Origin of the sequence: Bradyrhizobium brasilense (assembly GCF_029714345.1) — a bacterium.
Lineage (GTDB): Bacteria > Pseudomonadota > Alphaproteobacteria > Rhizobiales > Xanthobacteraceae > Bradyrhizobium > Bradyrhizobium australafricanum.
In genome coordinates, this window is the sequence record NZ_CP121669.1 from 535,564 (window position 1) to 552,578 (window position 17,015).

General features: G+C 66.1%; 13 protein-coding genes. 2 read left to right on the forward strand and 11 right to left on the reverse strand.

The genetic code is table 11. From position 1 onward, the window contains the following. Nucleotides 1–231 precede the first annotated feature (231 nt). From QA635_RS02525 to QA635_RS02545, 5 genes are all read right to left on the reverse strand, one after another. Nucleotides 232–2,340: a S9 family peptidase gene (locus tag QA635_RS02525; protein ID WP_283066646.1), complete on the reverse strand. Its 2,109-nt coding sequence runs from the start codon at nucleotides 2,338–2,340 to the stop codon at nucleotides 232–234. A 192-nt stretch (nucleotides 2,341–2,532) separates the two neighbouring features. Beyond that, nucleotides 2,533–4,251, reverse strand: a complete 1,719-nt coding sequence (locus QA635_RS02530; protein WP_283066647.1) for an ABC transporter permease — start codon at nucleotides 4,249–4,251, stop codon at nucleotides 2,533–2,535. A gap of 201 nt (nucleotides 4,252–4,452) precedes the next feature. Further along, complete coding sequence (locus QA635_RS02535) at nucleotides 4,453–5,517, reverse strand: substrate-binding domain-containing protein (RefSeq protein WP_283066649.1); 1,065 nt, start codon at nucleotides 5,515–5,517, stop codon at nucleotides 4,453–4,455. A gap of 22 nt (nucleotides 5,518–5,539) precedes the next feature. Continuing rightward, nucleotides 5,540–6,592, reverse strand: a complete 1,053-nt coding sequence (locus tag QA635_RS02540; protein WP_283072165.1) for an ABC transporter ATP-binding protein — start codon at nucleotides 6,590–6,592, stop codon at nucleotides 5,540–5,542. Nucleotides 6,593–6,876: 284 nt separating this feature from the next. After that, a complete protein-coding gene (locus QA635_RS02545; protein ID WP_283066651.1) occupies nucleotides 6,877–7,185 on the reverse strand; it encodes a GIY-YIG nuclease family protein in 309 nt (102 codons plus the stop codon). 284 nt (nucleotides 7,186–7,469) lie between these two features. Here QA635_RS02545 and QA635_RS02550 point away from each other — a divergent pair, with 284 nt between their 5' ends. Then, on the forward strand, nucleotides 7,470–8,402 hold the full coding sequence (locus QA635_RS02550; protein ID WP_283064566.1) for an IS110 family RNA-guided transposase: 933 nt from the start codon (nucleotides 7,470–7,472) through the stop codon (nucleotides 8,400–8,402). A 173-nt stretch (nucleotides 8,403–8,575) separates the two neighbouring features. On the opposite strand, the gene QA635_RS02555 is transcribed toward QA635_RS02550, so the two are convergent. The 4 genes from QA635_RS02555 to QA635_RS02570 all read right to left on the reverse strand — a co-directional run bounded on the left by QA635_RS02555 (nucleotide 8,576) and on the right by QA635_RS02570 (nucleotide 13,551). Continuing rightward, nucleotides 8,576–9,760: a pyridoxal-phosphate-dependent aminotransferase family protein gene (locus tag QA635_RS02555; RefSeq protein ID WP_283066653.1), complete on the reverse strand. Its 1,185-nt coding sequence runs from the start codon at nucleotides 9,758–9,760 to the stop codon at nucleotides 8,576–8,578. Nucleotides 9,761–9,891: 131 nt separating this feature from the next. Beyond that, nucleotides 9,892–10,725: an LssY C-terminal domain-containing protein gene (locus QA635_RS02560; RefSeq protein WP_283066655.1), complete on the reverse strand. Its 834-nt coding sequence runs from the start codon at nucleotides 10,723–10,725 to the stop codon at nucleotides 9,892–9,894. Between the two features lie 183 nt (nucleotides 10,726–10,908). Continuing rightward, nucleotides 10,909–11,634: a thermonuclease family protein gene (locus tag QA635_RS02565; protein ID WP_057021088.1), complete on the reverse strand. Its 726-nt coding sequence runs from the start codon at nucleotides 11,632–11,634 to the stop codon at nucleotides 10,909–10,911. A 225-nt stretch (nucleotides 11,635–11,859) separates the two neighbouring features. Beyond that, a complete protein-coding gene (locus QA635_RS02570; protein WP_283066658.1) occupies nucleotides 11,860–13,551 on the reverse strand; it encodes a hypothetical protein in 1,692 nt (563 codons plus the stop codon). Between the two features lie 411 nt (nucleotides 13,552–13,962). Between QA635_RS02570 and QA635_RS02575 the strand changes: the two genes are divergently transcribed. Beyond that, nucleotides 13,963–14,814 (forward strand): caspase family protein, encoded by an 852-nt coding sequence (locus QA635_RS02575; RefSeq protein ID WP_283066660.1) that lies wholly within the window; start codon nucleotides 13,963–13,965, stop codon nucleotides 14,812–14,814. A 208-nt stretch (nucleotides 14,815–15,022) separates the two neighbouring features. Here QA635_RS02575 and QA635_RS02580 read toward each other — a convergent pair whose 3' ends face one another. Continuing rightward, a complete protein-coding gene (locus QA635_RS02580; protein ID WP_283066662.1) occupies nucleotides 15,023–15,901 on the reverse strand; it encodes an efflux RND transporter periplasmic adaptor subunit in 879 nt (292 codons plus the stop codon). Between the two features lie 7 nt (nucleotides 15,902–15,908). Beyond that, on the reverse strand, nucleotides 15,909–16,820 hold the full coding sequence (locus tag QA635_RS02585; protein ID WP_283066664.1) for an alpha/beta fold hydrolase: 912 nt from the start codon (nucleotides 16,818–16,820) through the stop codon (nucleotides 15,909–15,911). Nucleotides 16,821–17,015: the final 195 nt, after the last annotated feature.

Below are 17,015 nucleotides of genomic sequence, written 5' to 3' on the forward strand. Positions count from 1 at the left end.
CGGGACGACGATGGGGAGGGGACCGCGCAAGCCAACCGAGCGTGTAGCCCGGATGGAGCGAAGCGCAATCCGGGGTTCCTGCTTACCTCGCCCCGCCTGCGGGGAGAGGTCGGATCGCATCGCCAGATGCGATCCGGGTGAGGGGGAGTCTCCGCAAATTCATTTCATCGAGTTTGCGGAGGCGGCCCCTCACCCCAGCCCTCTCCCCGCAAGAGCGGGGCGAGGGAGAAGTTACACCTCCGCCTTGTCAGCCATCCCGACCGCCCACAGCGCGAACGCGTAGACGATCGCGACCTCGTCGAGGCGGTTGAAGCGGCCGGACGCGCCGCCGTGGCCGGCGCCCATGTTGGTGCGCAGCAGCACCGGGCCGCCGCCGCGCATGGTGGCGCGCAGCCGCGCGATCCATTTCGCCGGCTCCCAATAGGTGACGCGCGGATCGGTGAGCCCGCCCATCGCCAGGATCGCCGGATAGTCCTTGGCCGCGACATTGTCGTAGGGCGAATAGGACAGGATGGTGCGGAAATCCTTCTCGCTCTCGATCGGATTGCCCCATTCCGGCCATTCCGGCGGCGTCAGCGGCAGCGTGTCGTCGAGCATGGTGTTGAGCACGTCGACGAATGGCACTTCGGCGACGATGCCGGCGAACAGTTCGCCGGCGCGGTTGGCCACCGCGCCCATCAGCATGCCGCCCGCCGAGCCGCCATGGCCGACGATGCGCTTGGCACTCGTGTATTTCGTCTCGATCAGCGCACGCCCGGCGGCGGCGAAATCGTCGAACGTGTTGGTCTTCTTCTCGCGCTTGCCGTCGAGATACCAGCCCCAGCCCTTGTCGGCGCCGCCGCGGATATGCGCGATCGCATAGACAAAGCCGCGGTCGACCAGCGACAGCCGGTTGGCGGCAAACGATGCCGGCATCGCCATCCCGTAGGAGCCGTAGCCATACAGCAAGAGCGGCGCCTTGCCTTCACGGACGAAATCCTTGCGATGCAGGATCGAGACCGGCACCTGCGCGCCGTCATGCGAGGTCGCCATGATGCGGGTGGTGACGTAGTCCGCCGGGTTGTGGCCGGACGGAATCTCCTGCCGCTTGCGTAAGCTCCGCGTCCGCGTCGCCATGTCGTAGTCATAGACTTCCGACGGCGTCGTCATCGACGAATAGGCAAAACGTAAATTGGTGGTGTCGAACTCGTAGCCGCCCATGGTGTCGAGCGAATAGGCCGCCTCGTCGAAAGCGATCGCGTGCTCCTCGCCGCTCCTGAGGTCGCGGATGATGATCGCCGGCAGCGCATTGGCGCGCTCCAGCCGCACCATGTGGCCGGCATAGAGCTCGACGTCGAGCACATAGACGCCTTCGCGATACGGGATCAGGTCGCGCCAGTTGCTGCGCTCGGGCGCGGTGAGCGGCGCGGTGACGACCTTGAAGTCGATGGCGTCGTCGGCGTTGGTGAGGATGAACAGCTCGTCGCCGCGGTCGGCGATCGAATATTGCACGCCTTCCTCGCGTGCCGCGACCAGCCGCGGCGGCGCGTCGGGACTGGAGAGATCGATCAGCCGCTGTTCCGAGGTCTCATGGTCGCCGCCCGCGATCACGCAAAAGCGGCCGCTCGCGCTCTCGTGCAGGTGGGTGAACCAGCCGGAATCCTGCTCCTCATAGATCAGGGTGTCGTCGGCCTGTTTGGTGCCGAGCTTGTGCCGCCACACCTGCATCGGCCGGTGATTGTCGTCGAGCTTGACGTAGAAGAAGCTTTTGGAATCCGCGGCCCAGACCACGCCGCCGTCGGTCTCCTCGACGAGGTCGTCGAGATCACCGCCGGTGGCCCAGTCGCGCACCCGGATCGAGAAATATTCGGAGCCCTTGGTGTCGGCGCTCCAGGCGTGCAGGCGGTGATCGTTGGAATGCCGGCTGCCGCCGAACTTGAAATATTTGTGGTCCTTCGCCAGCGCGTCGCCGTCGAGCACGACATGGGCGTCGCCGCCGTCGCGCGGCGTGCGGCAGTACAGCTCGTGCTGGCCGCCCTCGCGGAACTTGCGGAAATAGGCGAACGGGCCGTCCGGCGATGGCACGCTGGAATCATCCTCCTTGATCCGCCCACGCATTTCCTTCACCAGCCGCTTCTGCAAGCCGTCGGTGTGGCCGAGCAGGCTCTCGGTGTAGCCGTTCTCGGCCTCGAGATAGGTGCGGATATCGGGATCAAGGATCGAGGGATCGCGCAGCACCTCCTGCCATTTCGGATCCTTGATCCACGCATAGTCGTCGGTCACCGTGATGCCGTGGGTGGTGAAGGAATGCGGCCGGCGCGGCGCGACCGGGGGCGATGTTGTGGTGGCGGATTTGGTCACACGATCCTCATGGTGCGGGGTTCCGCTCTATATCGGGATGAATGTGGCGATTGCCAGATGGGGCGGGCGATTGGACGTCCTCACTATCCCCGTCATTGCGAGGAGCGAAGCGACGACGCAATCCATGGCTCCGCGTATGCGGACCGATGGATTGCTTCGCTTCGCTCGCAATGACCGTGAGGACAGAGCGAGCTACCCGTTCCGCAGCCGCGCGCCCGCATTGCCGCCGGACATCGGGATCCGGTTCACCGCCAGCACCACGGCGAAGGTGATCACCAGCATCGCGATGCCGAGCACCGCGATCGCGGCAAGGTCGCCGCCTTCGTTGAGATCGTAGATCAGGACCGAGAGCACCTTGGTCTGCGACGTGAACAGCACGATCGCCGCCGACAGTTCCCGCATCACCCCGATGAAGATGAAGCACCAGGTCGCGATCACGCCGGTACGCAACAGCGGCGCGGTGATCTGGCGCAGCGCCTGCAACCGGGTCGCGCCAAGGATGCGGCTCGCCTCCTCGAGCTCGGGATGGATGGTCGCGAACGCCGCCTGCAATTGCTGATAGGCCGAGGGCAGGTTGATGGTGAGGAACGCCAGCAGCAGGATCCACAGCGTGCCATAGAGCACGAAGGGCGGCCGCGTGTAGCTCAGGAACAGGCCGACGCCGAGCACGATGCCGGGCACCGCGACCGGCGCGGTGGCGAGGAAGCCGAGCACGCGGTGGCCCGCGATCACCTTGCGCGTCGTGACATAGGCGATGACGAGCGCGAGGATGGTGCCGATGGTCGCGGTCGCGGTGCCGAGGATCACGGTGTTCTTGAGCGCGAGCTGGGTCGACGACAGCTCGGTGAACACGAAGACGATGTTGTGCAGCGTCGCCGTCGACGGCGTCACCAGCGTGGTCGCGTTCGGCGAGAACGCGGCGTTGAGCAACGCGAGGTAAGGCAGGAACACCGGGTTGAGCAGCACCAAGAGGCAGAAGCCGAGCGCGGCCCAGCGCCAGCCGCGCAATTCGACCCGGCGCGGCGCGCCATATTTGCCGCCGATCACCGAATAGCCGCGGCGGCCGAGCAGCGCCTTCTGGCCTTGCAGCAGCAGGATGGTCAGCACCAGCAGCGGCACCGCGGCGGCGGCCGCGAGCTCGAGCTTCGGCGGGTACTGGAACAGGCTCCAGATCTTGGTGGTCATGGTGTGGAAGCCGGCCGGCAGCGCCAGGATCGCCGGCGAGCCGAACAGCGTCATCGCCTGCAGGAACGCGATCAGCGCGCCCGCGACCAGCGCGGGCAGCGCGAGCGGGATCGTCACCCGCCGCGCGGTGGTCCAGGCATTACCGCCGAGGATCGCGGAGGCATCTTCCAGCTCGCCCGGCATGGTGTCGAGCGCATTGGCCACCAGCACGAACACGAACGGGAACGTGTAGCAGGAGATCACGAAGATGATCCCGGTCATCGAATAGATGTTGAACAGCGCGTCGGCATCTTCGCCCGCGAACAGCCGGTAGAGCTGGTTCAACAGCCCGGAATTCGGCGCAGCCAGCAGTTCCCAGGCGACCGCGCCGAGAAACGGCGGCGTCACGAACGAGGCCGTCACCAGCGCGCGGATGGTCTGCCGTCCCGGCATGTCGGTGCGCGACACCAGCCAGCTGATCGGCGCCGCGACGATGCAGCAGATCAGCGCCGACGTGGTCGCGATGATCGCGGTCGTCAGCAGCGGATCGAGGAAATCCGGATTGCTGAACAGCGTGACGAAGTTTTGCAGCGTCGGATGCCGGCTCTTGTCGGTGAAGGCGAACACCGCGAGCCACGACAGCGGCAGCAGGATCAGCAGGATGAGCACCGCCGCGAACAGCCACAGCACGGGGCGTGTCCAGTCGATACGCGGTTTGGAGGCGGGGGAGGTGGTTGTTAGAGTCATGCTATCCCCGATTTGCGCGCCATCCATTCCCTCTCCCCGCTCTTCGCGGGGAGAGGGTTGGGGTGAGGGGCTGCTTCCACGCGTGTTGACGTTGGTGAGACCTGTACTCCCTCACCCGGATTGCATCTTGCGATGCAATCCGACCTCTCCCCGCAAGCGGGGCGAGGTGAAGAACGACCGTGCGACTGACGCTCGGCATCCTCACACCCGAAACAGCCGCGCATAGCGCGTCTTGATCTCTTCGGTCATCGCTTCCACCCCCGCCGGATCCTCTTTCATCAGCTTGATGTCGGAAAGCTTGCGCCGGCCGGCCTTCGGCTGCACCTGGGCGTGCAGCGAATATTGGCCGGTGAAGTCGACGAAGAATTGCTGGGTCTCGCGGGTGTGCAGCCAGGCCTGGAACAGCTTTGCGGCGTTCGGATGCGGTGCACCGGCAAAGATGCCTGTGGGACCCGAGATCGTCGGCGTGCCTTCGGTCGGATAGACCGGCTCGACCGGCTGTCCGGCTTCCTTCAGGAGCACGATGCCATACTCATTGCCGTCGGCCATCACCGCGCGTTCGCCGAGCGAGAGTTTCTTCGGCGGATCAGTCGAGGACTGCACCTGCATCACGCGCTGCTTGGAGAGCTTCTCCAGATACGGCCAGCCGAGCTCGCGCACGATCTGGAACGTGGTGGTCATGATGGTGCCGCTATAGGCCGGATGGCCCTTCACCATCTTGGCCATCCACTTGGGATCGAGCAGGTCGGCATAGCTCTTCGGCGCGTCCTCCGCCTTCACCAGATTGGTGTTGTAGGCGATCGACGACAGCCACAGCCGCGTGGTCACGGCCATGCCGTCGGGGTCGCGATAGTTGTCGGGAAAATGCTTCGCGACGTCTTCGGGCACGAACGGCATCAGCCAGCCGCTCTTCTTCCACGGGATAAAATGCGAGGCATCGGCGCTGTTGACGACGTCGGCGGCGTGGATGTTGGAATCGAATTCCTGCGCCACGCGCTGGAACAGCCGCTCCGAGCCGGAACGCTCGATCTGTACGGTGATGCCGGGATAGGCGGCCTCGAACGCCTTGCCGAGCTTTTCGCCGACCGGCAGGTCCATCGACGAATAGAACACGAGCTTGCTTTCCCTGGTCGCGGCGGCGACGAGATCGGGCGTGATCGCGACCGGCTCGGGCGCGGCGGCGCGTGCCGGTGACGCGAACACCGTGCCGACCGCAAGCGCCGCAGAGCCTTTCAGGACATCGCGTCTGGAAATCGGCTTCCGCATCGCGTGGCTCCGTTTCTTGTTGTCATCGGCTCAGCGCCCGGCAGCGCGCGGGCGGCAAGGTCAGCCAGACCTCGCTGCCCTTCTCGACTGCGGTTTCGGTCGGCGTGGTCACCCGCAGCGATGTGCCGTCAGCGGTTTCCACCATGTAGTCGCGGTTCATGCCGAGATAGACCTGCCGCGTCACGATGGCTTTGAGCGTGTTCTGCGCCGCCGCGGGCGGTTGCGTCGCGAGCTGGATCTCGTGCTGGCGGATCGCGACCGGCGCACTCTGGCCGGTCGTCAGCGTGGCGCCGACCACCTCGAGCGTTGCGCCGGCGAACTCCACGTGGTTCGCATCGCGCGCGGTGCCCTTGATCACATTGGCGGCGCCGATGAAGCGCGCGACGAACTCGGATTCCGGCCGCGCATAGATGTCCTCAGGGCTGCCGAGCTGGTCGATCTTGCCGGCATTCATCACCGCGATCAGGTCGGCGGTCGTCATCGCCTCGGACTGGTCGTGGGTGACATAGACCGTGGTGTAGCGATATTCGTCGTGCAGGCGGCGGATCTCGAACCGCATCTCCTCGCGCAGATTGGCGTCGAGATTGGACAAGGGTTCGTCGAGCAGCAGCGTCTCGGGACCGACGATCAGCGCGCGCGCCAACGCGACGCGTTGCTGCTGGCCGCCGGAGAGCTCGCCCGGATAGCGCTGCGCCAGTGGTTCCAGCTTGGTGGTCGCCAGGATCGCGGCGAGCTTCTTGGCGATGGTGTCGCGATCCATTTTGCGCAAGCGCAGGCCGTAGACGATGTTCTCGGCCACCGTCATATGCGGCCACAGCGCGTAGCTCTGGAAGATCATCGACATGTTGCGCTGCTCGGGCGGCAGCGTGCGCGCCTTCGACGACACCACGCGCTCGCCGACGCGGATCTCGCCGTTGGATGGTTCGAGGAACCCGGCGATCAGCCGCAGCGTCGTGGTCTTGCCGCAGCCGGACGGCCCGAGCAGGCAGACCAGCTGGCCATGATCGATCGTGAGCGAAACATCATCAACCGCGACAAACGATCCAAACCGCTTGACCAGGCCGCGCAATTTCACCGATGCCAAGCGGTCCCTCCATTTTGTTGTGTCGCAGGGATCCGTGCCCGGCTGTTGCCGGCAGTAAAGCGGAAAATGATGACGACGAAAAGTGCTCGTGCCCCGTCAAAAAGTCGTGGCACCTCTTCGTTGCGTCATTCCCCGACCACTCTTCCGTCATCCTGAGGAGCGCGCTCTTGCGCGCGTCTCGAAGGATGCACGGCCCGGATCTCTCGGCGTGCTCCGATTCTCTCGCGGCGGGGGCATGGCCGCCGATCCTTCGAGACGGCCGCTCCGCGGCCTCCTCAGGATGACGGGGAAGGGGTCGTTCTGCGTCGATGAGCCAGTCGGCTGATCGTGGCCCAATCCAACCGAATCAATGCTTCCTTCTTCGCTCGACTCCAGCCCTTGATCTGCCGTTCCGCAGCGATGCCATCGGTGATGCGCTCAAAATACTCTGACCAGACGAGGACGACCGCTCGGCGATTATGAGTGTAGCCGGGGAAGGCACCCGCATTATGCTGTTCGATGCGCGGCGCGAGATCGTCACCCGTGGCGCTGCCGACGTAGAACGAGTTGTCGGCGCAGCGAAGCATGTAGACGTAGATGCCCATCTTCACCAGTCCCGCGCGCGCAATTCACGGATTGATCATGCGGCAAGCGTAGTCACGGTCAATGGGATAAGCATCTATCCTTTCCGCGACCTCGATCCCGTCATCCTTGTAAGCCACGACGCACTGGATCGGATAGAGTGTCCGGTGCGGTAACGGACGGGAGACCGCTTCATCCCAGGGCTTTGAAGCCCGGACCTCAGCGCGGCGCCCCGTCCGTTGTTCCATTGAACCCGAACAGTCGCGAGGGCCGCCTGGCGAGCCCGGTTGCGCAAGGATGGGTGCAGATGGACGCGATCTACGTTGGCATTGATGTGTCGAAGGACCGACTGGACGTGCATGTCCGTCCGAGCGGAGAAGCCTTTGCCGTGGCGCGTGACGGCAAAGGCCTGGAAGAGCTCGTTGCGCGCTTGCAGGCGATCTCGCCGGCGCTGATTGCGGTGGAGGCAACCGGCGGCTTCGAGACGATCGTTGCTGCGGCGCTGGCCGGCGCCCGGCTGCCGCTGGTGGTGGTCAACCCGGCCCAGATCCGGCACTTCGCGCAGGCGGTTGGCCAGCGCGCCAAGACGGACCCGATCGATGCGGCGGTCATCGCGCGGTTTGTCGAGGCGGTGCAGCCGGAGCCGCGTGCGATGCCGGATCAGGAAGCCCGGCTGCTGGCCGAACTGGTCAGCCGCCGACGGCAGATCATCGAGATGATCGTTGCCGAGCGTCAGCGCGAGAAGCGGGCCGAGAACGTCCGCGTCCGCAAGAGCCTTGCCCGCCATATCAAGGTCCTCGAGAAGGAGCTGCCGGAGATCGACAACGACATCGACACGCTGGTGCGCGGCTCGCCAGTCTGGCGCGCCAAGGAGGAGTTGCTGGTCAGCTTTCCTGGCGTGAGCAACACCCTCGCACGGACCTTCCTCGCCGAGGTGCCCGAGCTCGGCACGCTCAATCGGCGTCAGATTGCGAGCCTCGCCGGTCTTGCCCCGTTCACCCGCCAGTCGGGCCGCTGGAAGGGCAAGAGCATGATCGGCGGTGGAAGGGCCAAGCTGCGCGCCGGGCTCTACATGGCCGCCCTGTCGGCCAGCCGATACCATCCGCAGCTCAAGGTCTTCTACCGACGCCTGGTGACCGCTGGAAAGCCCAAGATGGTCGCCCTCATCGCCGTTGCACGCAAAGTCCTCACAACCCTCAACGCCATGCTCAGGGACCAAAAACCATGGCAATCCGCTTGACGAAGAACACAGTCGCTGAGGTGCGAGCGGAGCGAGCCTCGAAGGATCGACGGCCCGGCTATTTCCGCGCACCCCGACTAGCTCGCGGCTACAGCGCGGCCGTCGATCCTTCGAGACGCCCGCCTTTGGCGGGCTCCTCAGGATGACGGGTTAAAGCCTCAGACCGCCTCGGCCTACGCCTTCACGTTCTCGCCGAGCCACTGGATGGCGGCGTCGGCGCCGGCCTTGCCGTGCGGGATGTTCAGCGCTGTCAGCGCGACCTCGACGACGCCGAGGGTGCCGAGGATCATCGGGGCGTTGACGTGGCCCATATGCGCGATGCGGAAGGCCTGGCCCTGCAAATCGCCGATGCCGGTGCCGAGCACCACGCCGCATTTCTCCTTGGCATAGCGCTGGATCGCGGCGGGATCGGCGCCCTTCACGGTCACCGTCGTCACGGTGTTGGAACGCTCGGCGGGCTCAGTGATGTTGAAGCCGAGCACCTGTCCTTCGCCCCAGACCGCGACCGCGCGGCGCACCGCTTCACCGAGCAGCCGATGCCGCAGATGCGCATTCTCCAGGCCTTCGGCGTGCAGCATGTTGATCGCCTCGCGTAGCGCGAACAGCAGATGCACCGGCGCGGTGCCGGCATATTTACGGTAGTGCTCGCTGCCCTCGCGCTCGGTCCAGTCCCAATAGGGCGTGCGCAGATCGGCCTTCTTGTGGGCGTCCCAGGCGCGGTCATTGGCGGCGACGAAGCCGAGGCCGGGCGGCGTCATCAGGCCCTTCTGCGAGCCCGACATCGCGACGTCGACGTACCATTTGTCCATCTCGAACGGCATGCAGCCGAGCGAGGCCACGGTGTCGACCATGAACAATGCAGGATGGCCGGCGGCCTTGATCGCCTTGCCGATCGCCTCGATGTCGTTATAGGCGCCCGACGCGGTGTCGACCTGCACCACCAGGATCGCCTTGATCGTGTGCTCCTTGTCGCGCCGCAGCCGCTCCTCGACCTCGGCCGGACGGATCGCGCGGCGCCAGTCGCCCTTCAGCACCTCGACCTCGGCGCCCATCGCGGCCGCGGCCTGGCCCCAGCCGATCGCGAAACGCCCGCTCTCCAGCACCAGCACTTTGTCGCCGCGCGACAGCACGTTGGAGAGCGTCGCCTCCCAGGCGCCGTGGCCGTTGGAGATGTAGATGTAGGACTTGCCCTGGGTGACGAACAGCCTCGAGAGGTCGCGCAGCAGGCTCTCAGTCAGTTCGACCATCTCGTTGGAGTAGATGTCGAGCGCCGGGCGATGCATTGCCTGCAGCACCTGATCGGGCATCGTGGTGGGCCCGGGGATGGCCAGAAATTCCCGGCCCGCGCGAACGGTCATCGTCCTGTTCCTTTTGGATAAAGCGCGCAAATCATGCGTGTGAGGGGTCAAGCGCGGAGACTATTCCATCGCGGCTTCGATTGCGAGCAGGACGAAGCAATCCAGCGTTTCCAAAACCGCGGGACACAATGCTATTTGCCGATCGATTCGACGACCGCGCGCCAGACCTGGTCCTTGAACTCGGTCGCGGCGGGGCTCGGGAGCTGCTCGACGGTGCCGTGGTTCTTGCGGCAGGCCTCGACCAGCCGCAGCACCCAGATTTCGCCGTCGGTGTAATAGGGATCGCCGCCGCCATTGCGACCGTTGAAGGTCGGGCCGATGCCGGTGACCTGATATTTCGCGGTGACCATGCCGGCGGACTCGAGGTCAGTGGCGAGCAGCGCGCGTTCGGCGTCGAGATCGGCCGCGATGTGATGCGTCACCGCGCCGGTGTAGTGGCTGACGCCGACGCTGCGGTCGAGGGTCGCGGCGCCCAGCCACACCGGGCGCTTCTCCTCGCCCTGATCGAGCACCCTCCAGAACCGGACATGGTTGCGGCGGTCCGCGCTCGATCCGACCGGCCGCTCGAAGGCGAGGTCTTCGCGGCGGTCGAGATAGAACAGATTGCTCACCGGCGCATCCTTGTAGGGACGATCGAGCAGCACGCTGCCCACGATCTCGATCGAGGATTTCAGCGTCACCGGATCGGCCGGGTACCAGCCGGCCTCGTGCATCGCGCAGACCACATCCCTCTTGTCGCCGATCAGCCCGACATTCATCGGATCGCCGGGAATGCCCTGCGCGGTGCGCGTCACCATCGGCAGATTGGCGAGCCCCTTCTGGTGCTCGTAATGCGTCCACAGCGCCGGCAGCAGCAGATAGGCCGCGATCAGGTAGATCGCCAGGACGAACAACAATGCCATCTGCGCTTGCCTGAGGCGGCTGCGCCGGCGCGCGGAAGGCGGATCGATCTCGACATCGCTCATGCCGCGGTCCTTCACCTCTCCTGCTTGCGGGGGAGGTCGGATTGCATCGAAGATGCAATCCGGGTGGGGGCTTTCTCCTCATAAGGAGCGTCGCAAGCGGTGACACCCCCACCCCAAACCCTCCCCCGCAAGCGGGAGAGGGAGCGCGGTGCCGATGAGGCTACAATTCAATCAGACTTCCGACTAGCGCCGCGTCTCGCGGCAGCCGGCGGCTTCGGCCTCCTCGACCGAGCAGAACCAGCGCGTGCCCTTGCTGATCTTCATTTCGATTTTGGCGTACCAGCGGCTGGTCCGCTGGTGAAAGATGCATTCGCCGGAGCGGTTGACGTTGCCCTTGATGGTGCAGTCGGGTGACGGCGCCACCGGGCCGGAGGCCGAGGCGAGCAGGATCGCGTTGGCGCCATCCGGCGGCTTCACCGCGCCGAGCACGGTGGTCTTCTTGTTGCGGACCCGCCAGTCCCACGGCGCGATGAAGGCACCCTGCCACATCCCGGCTTTTGCCTCACGCGCGGCCTTCTCGTCGGCTTCGTAGTCATGCGAGGCGCGGGTGTAGGCCAGCGCCCAGCCGCTCGCGACCAGCCATTTCTGGATGTCCTCGCCGTCGACCTCGCAGCGCGCGATGGTGCGGCCGCGGCGATCGACCGAGCGGGCGTGGCAGGTCCAGGTCTTGTTGCCGGCATGCTTGATCAGCTCGTCGCGCGCCGCGACGCCGCAGGTCCAGCGCTCGCCCTTGGTGTTGAGGCAGAGCTGGTCGGTCGACGGCGCGTCGACGCCTGCGAGCCGGATGCGGACGCTGCCGATCATGAGCTGGTCGCCGTCGCGGATCTTCGGCACGCCGGTGATGTCGGCGGCGACAGCCAGCGTCGGCAGCGAGAGCAGCAGGCCCGCGGTGAGCAGCGTCTTGAACATCGGCGTTCCCGGCCAGGTTCTTGTCGTTCAGATGGTTTTTAGCGTGCGGAGGTCAGTGCCCAACGATTGTGCGGGCAATTGGGCAACCGTGCCAGTGCTGTTGCGTTTCCGCCAGTTTCAACTTCGCGTCATCCCCCTGCGAATGCGCTATTCGCCTTCGAGGTCCCGTAGCCCGGATGGAGCCAACGGGTCGCGCGAACGCGCGCCCCGTTGGCTCCATCCGGGCTACGAAAGGTTCGCCATTCGCTTCCTCGCCAGCGCCAGCGCCATCAGCACGAAGGCCGAGGTGACCTCCGGCCCGCCGACCAGGATGCGGGTCGGCGTCTTCATCTTATTCCACTCATAGGCCCGGTAGGGCCCCTTGCGGCCGCCCTCGCCGAGCCCTTGCACGATGCAGTGCATCGCCGGCGTGAAGGTCGAGACCTCGGCGCCGAGATGCGCCAGCGCCATCAGCGCCAGCGCGGCGTCGAACGGGTTCATCTCGTGGGCGATCAGCTCGTGCGTGACATAGCCGAGCACGCGGGCGCGGATCAACGCGAACACGTTGCCGGGATCGATGATGCGCTGCGCCGCCAGCGGCAGCGCGACGAAGGCGGCGTAGCAGCGGCCGAAATAGGCCGAATAGAGCTCGGGCAGATAATAGATGTGCGAGCGCGGATTTTTGAACGCGCCGCTTTCGACCAGATTCTTCTGGAAGGCGATGATGCGATGCACCGTCTCCAGCCGCTGCGGCGTCTCGATGATCTGCCAGCGGGCGAGGTTGCGGAACGAGACCTCGAGGATGTCGAGATTCAGCGTCGGATCGAGGTCGTTGCCATAGGGCCGCTCGCCGGCGAGATTGTCGATCCAGGTGACGACGCCGCCCTCGTAATCAAGATGATCGTTGAGCGGCACGGTGACGCGCGGCTCGTTGGCGCCCGATCGCACCTGGTAGCCGCGGTAGAAGTCGAGCAGCGGCTGCTGCAGGATCGGATCGTCGGAGCCGGCCTGGGTCGCGGCCGAGAACGAGCACGCCGTGGTGTCGCAGTCCGGCACATAGATGCCGAAGCCGAGATCCTGCTTGATCTGGGCGAAGAAGCGCGAGAAGCGCGGATGCCGGCCCGGCGCCAGCGCGGTGATGACCTTCACCGTCGAGCCGTCATGCGACGGCACCTCCTCGGCGCTGGTCTTGAGGCAGAAGTCCACCATGTCGGCGATCGCGCGCCGCGCGGTAACAGCTTCATCCGGCGAGGCAAGCCCGGTCTCGACGAAGCCGAGCAGCGCCTCGGTGAAGAAGGCGTCGTAATAGGCCGAGCGGTGGCGGATCTGCACCGGCTCCCACATCGGCTCGGCGATGCCGCGCCAGGCCGGGTTGATCAGCGCGCGCGCCGGCGAATGCGCGATGAAGATCCGCGCCAGATTGAACAGCAAGGTCGAGTTCTTGTAGCCGCGCGCGTTCAGCCCGGTCAGCGCCATCAGCAGCTCGCGCCCGCCGACGTCGGGGTCGCCGATCAGGTTGAAGGCGGCATAGGTCGGGATGAAGCCGTTCCTGCCGAACGAACGCAGCAGATGCGCGCCGGTCAGGCGGATCACGCGGTCGATCTCGGCGATCTCCGGCGGGCGGCCAGGTGCGGTCGCGGCCGGCGGGGCCGGGTGGCGCACACCGATACCGTCCATCAATGCTGCGACGGGCGTGCCGATCGCGGCCCAGTCCGGCGCCGCGACGTCGCGCGCCGCGGTGAGCGCCGCGCGCAGGCCGGCGAGGCGGTCGGGATCGTTGAGCGCGGGCAGGCCGGTGCGGCGGAGCAGCGCGCGCAGCGGCGGGTTGCCGAGCGCGGTCCGGTAGAATTTTCCGAGATGGGCATCGCCGCCGCGATAGGCCTGCAGCACGGGGTCGCAGACGTCGTACAGCGACGGACCGTCCTTCTTGACGGTCATCGACCGGCACACCGCGCCTGCGATCTCGTGAAGGCCCAAGAAGCTCAAAGAATCCCCTTTCCCGAGGAACCGGTTAACGCCGCCGCCCGACGGAGTTTCCTGTCGCTCTGCCCCAAACTCGCAAGCCTTTGGAAAGCTACATGAATCGCCACAAAACACAAATGTGACTGAGGTCACGTAACGGGATCTTAACGGCGTCAATGGCCTCTGCCGGGCGGCAGCATGCGGCAATTCGGGTTGCCCCGGGCGGCCGTCCGGGTTAAAGGAGCGTTTGTTGCGGCGCCGCAAATTGAGTTCAATTCAACGGCACACACACCTCAACCCCATTAAACCTGAACGTCTTTGACGCGACTAACTGGCGCGATCTTCGCTTGAGCGCCATCGGGATAAGAATTGGGACTTAGGAACGCTATGGACCTTAGGCAGCTTCGCATTTCCCGCCGCACCATCGCCGTCTGCGTCGCGGTGGCCGGCACGGTGTCGCTGGCGATTGGCGCCCATGCCGCGCTCAACAAGCGCACCCTCGATGTCGCCAAGGGTGGCGACAAGGTCGCCCCCACCGAGCTGACCGGCAGCATTGCGGCAGGCACTTCCCGCCTCGCACTGATCATCGGCAACGGCCACTACCCGGACGCCGCGGCGCCGCTGGCCCAGCCGATCAACGATGCCCGCACCCTGTCGTCGGCGCTGCGCCGCGAGGGCTTTGACGTTGACGTGGTCGAGGATGCGACCAAGGACGACATGTTCCGCGCGGTCGAGCGCATGAAGGCCAAGATCCGGCCCGACACCGTCGTGATGCTGTTCTTTGGCGGCTACGGCGTGCAGGTCGGCCGCGAGAGCTACATGATCCCGGTCGATGCCACGATCTGGAAGGAAGCCGACGTCAAGCGCACCGGCGTCAGCGTCGAGTCCGTACTCGATGCGATGAAGGAGCGCGGCGCCAAGGCCAAGCTCGTCGTGCTCGATGCCTCGCGCCGCAATCCCTATGAGCGTCGCTTCCGCGCGTTCTCGCACGGTCTCGCCCCGATCAGCCCGCCGGAGAACACCATCGTGCTGAGCTCGGCGACGCCGGGCAAGGTCGCCGACGACAGCAAGGCGCCGAACAGCGTGCTGGTCTCGGAGCTGCTCAACAACCTCAACGCCCAGGCCGGCGCCGAAAGCGCCTTCAACAAGACCCGCGTCGCGATCTCGCGCGCGAGCGAAGGCGAGCAGGTGCCGAGCGTGTCGTCCTCGCTGCTGGAAGACATCAAGCTCGGCGGCTGAGCTTCCTTTGCTCTATCCACACGTCGTCCCGGCGAAAGCCGGGACCCATAACCACAGGGCCGCATTGTTGAAGCGAGCCGTGGCGACAGCTCTTCAGACAATTCACATTGGTGGTTATGGGTCCCGGGTCGCGTGGAGCCTGTCATCGGGCGGCGCTTTGCGCCGACCCGTTAGCTTGCCCGGGACGACGCTGTAGATGGAGCGCCGCCTACTTCGCATCCGCGCTCGCGCCGACCGGCCGCACCGGATCGCCCTCGCGCAGCAGCGCGCCGGCGCGGGCGACGACGATGTCGCCTTCCTGGATGCCGTCGCGGATCTCGACCTGGCCGGCCGACATCAATCCGGTCTCCACCCGCCGCGTCTCGACGCGGCCGCCGCGCACCACCTGCACCACGGTGCCGGCGGTGGAATAGAGGATCGCGGTCAGCGGCACCGCGACGCCGCAGCTCTGCCCGGTCTTGATCTGGGCGCGGCCGGACGAATTCACCAGCAGCCGCTTGTTCGCGCCGATGCCGATGAACACCTGGCCGAGCTGGCTGTTCGGCTCGACTGTCGGCGCGATCCGCCGCACCTTGCCGTCGAGATCGCCGGCGCCGAGGACCTTGAGCTGCGCCGTCTGCTCGGTCTTCAGCTTGGCGATGTCGCGGGTCGGCACCATGCCGACCAGGTCGTACTCGCTCTTGGCGATGATCGAGAACAGCGCGTCCTTGCCCGAGACCGGGCTGCCTATGATCGCCGACGACGCCGAGATCGTGCCCGCCACCGGCGCCGTGACATTGACCGAGTTGGCCCCATCGGTCAGCTTCGCCAGCACTTGCCCTGCGGTGACAGTGTCGCCGGGATCGACCATTACCTCCGCCACCTTCAAGCCGAAACGCTCGGGCCGGATCTGCTGCTCGTCGCGCGGCAGCACGATGCCCGAAACCTCGACGATATTGCCGAAGCAGAATTTCGAGGCCTTCAGCACCGTCACCGCCGCGCCCCTCGGCACGGCGTCGGCTTCGCCCGCAGCACGCGCGGGAGCGCCGGCGAGCAGAAGCAGCGCGGAGGCGGCAAGGGCTGAGGCGCGCGTGCGAGGCAAAATCATCGGCAAACTATTCCCAAAATGAGGGCCTCCTGAATACCAGATGCCGCCTGGCCGAGCCAGCCGGCTCCGCGGCCTCGGCCGGTCCCGCATCCGCCGCCAGCTCCAGCTTCGCCAGCTCCAAATTCGCCAGCTCCTCGGCGCGCCAGATATGCCGCAGGATCTCCGGGTTGACCCGATCGGCATGCGTCACCGGCAGCATGTGGCCGGCACCCGGCAGATGCCGCAGCTCGGCGCCATCGATCAGCGCGGCGAGCTTGGCGACAATGCGCTGGGTCACATAGGGCGACAGCCCGCCCGACATCAGCAGCGCCGGCACCTTCAAGGCACGCGCGGCTTCCGCCACGGCGTCAAGGTTCAGCGCGGCGCTGAAATCGCAAGGCAGCTTGTCGGCCTGCTCGATCATCCGCAGCCGCCCGCTCGGCGAGAACTGCTCGCGCGGGCCGGAGCCGGCCCAGAACGCGGTGAATGCCTCGACCGCCTCCATCACGGCGCCGTCGACAATATCCCTTGAGACGATCTGCGCGATGCGCGTGAAGCGGTCGTACAGCCGCGCATCCGCAGGCGTGTCACGAAGCAACGTCGGCAGCACCGGCTCGATCAGCGTCAAGCTGCGAATGTGCTGCGCATAAGGCGAGGCGGTCGCCAGCCGAAACGCGATCGCCCCGCCATAGGAATGCCCGATCAGATGGATCGGCCCGTCGGCCCTGGCGAGCCAGGGTTCGAGCCGCGCGATCTCGCCGTCCAGCGTCCGCGGCCAGTCGCGCCCGCAGGCCGCAACGCCATAGCCGGAAATATCCGGCGCCATGAACCGGTCGCCGCCGAGCGCGGCCGCAAGCTTGGTCCATTGCCGTCCCGACCCCAGCGAGCAATGCAGCGCCACCACCGACGCCGCCGCGTGCGTCCCATCCAAACCCGTCATCAAACCCATCCTGCTTGTTCTTGTTGTCGCCGGGCGCGCGTTCGCACGCGCCCGTCATGACGCGAGCGAGGTGGGGGAGGGGTTATTCCTGGGAGGGGTGGGGGAGGTCGGGATCGTGATTGGGGAGGCAACAGGATTCACTGGATGGTGATGTTGAGGCTCGTGGCAGTCGGCGCCCGGCGCTTCCCTGCGCCC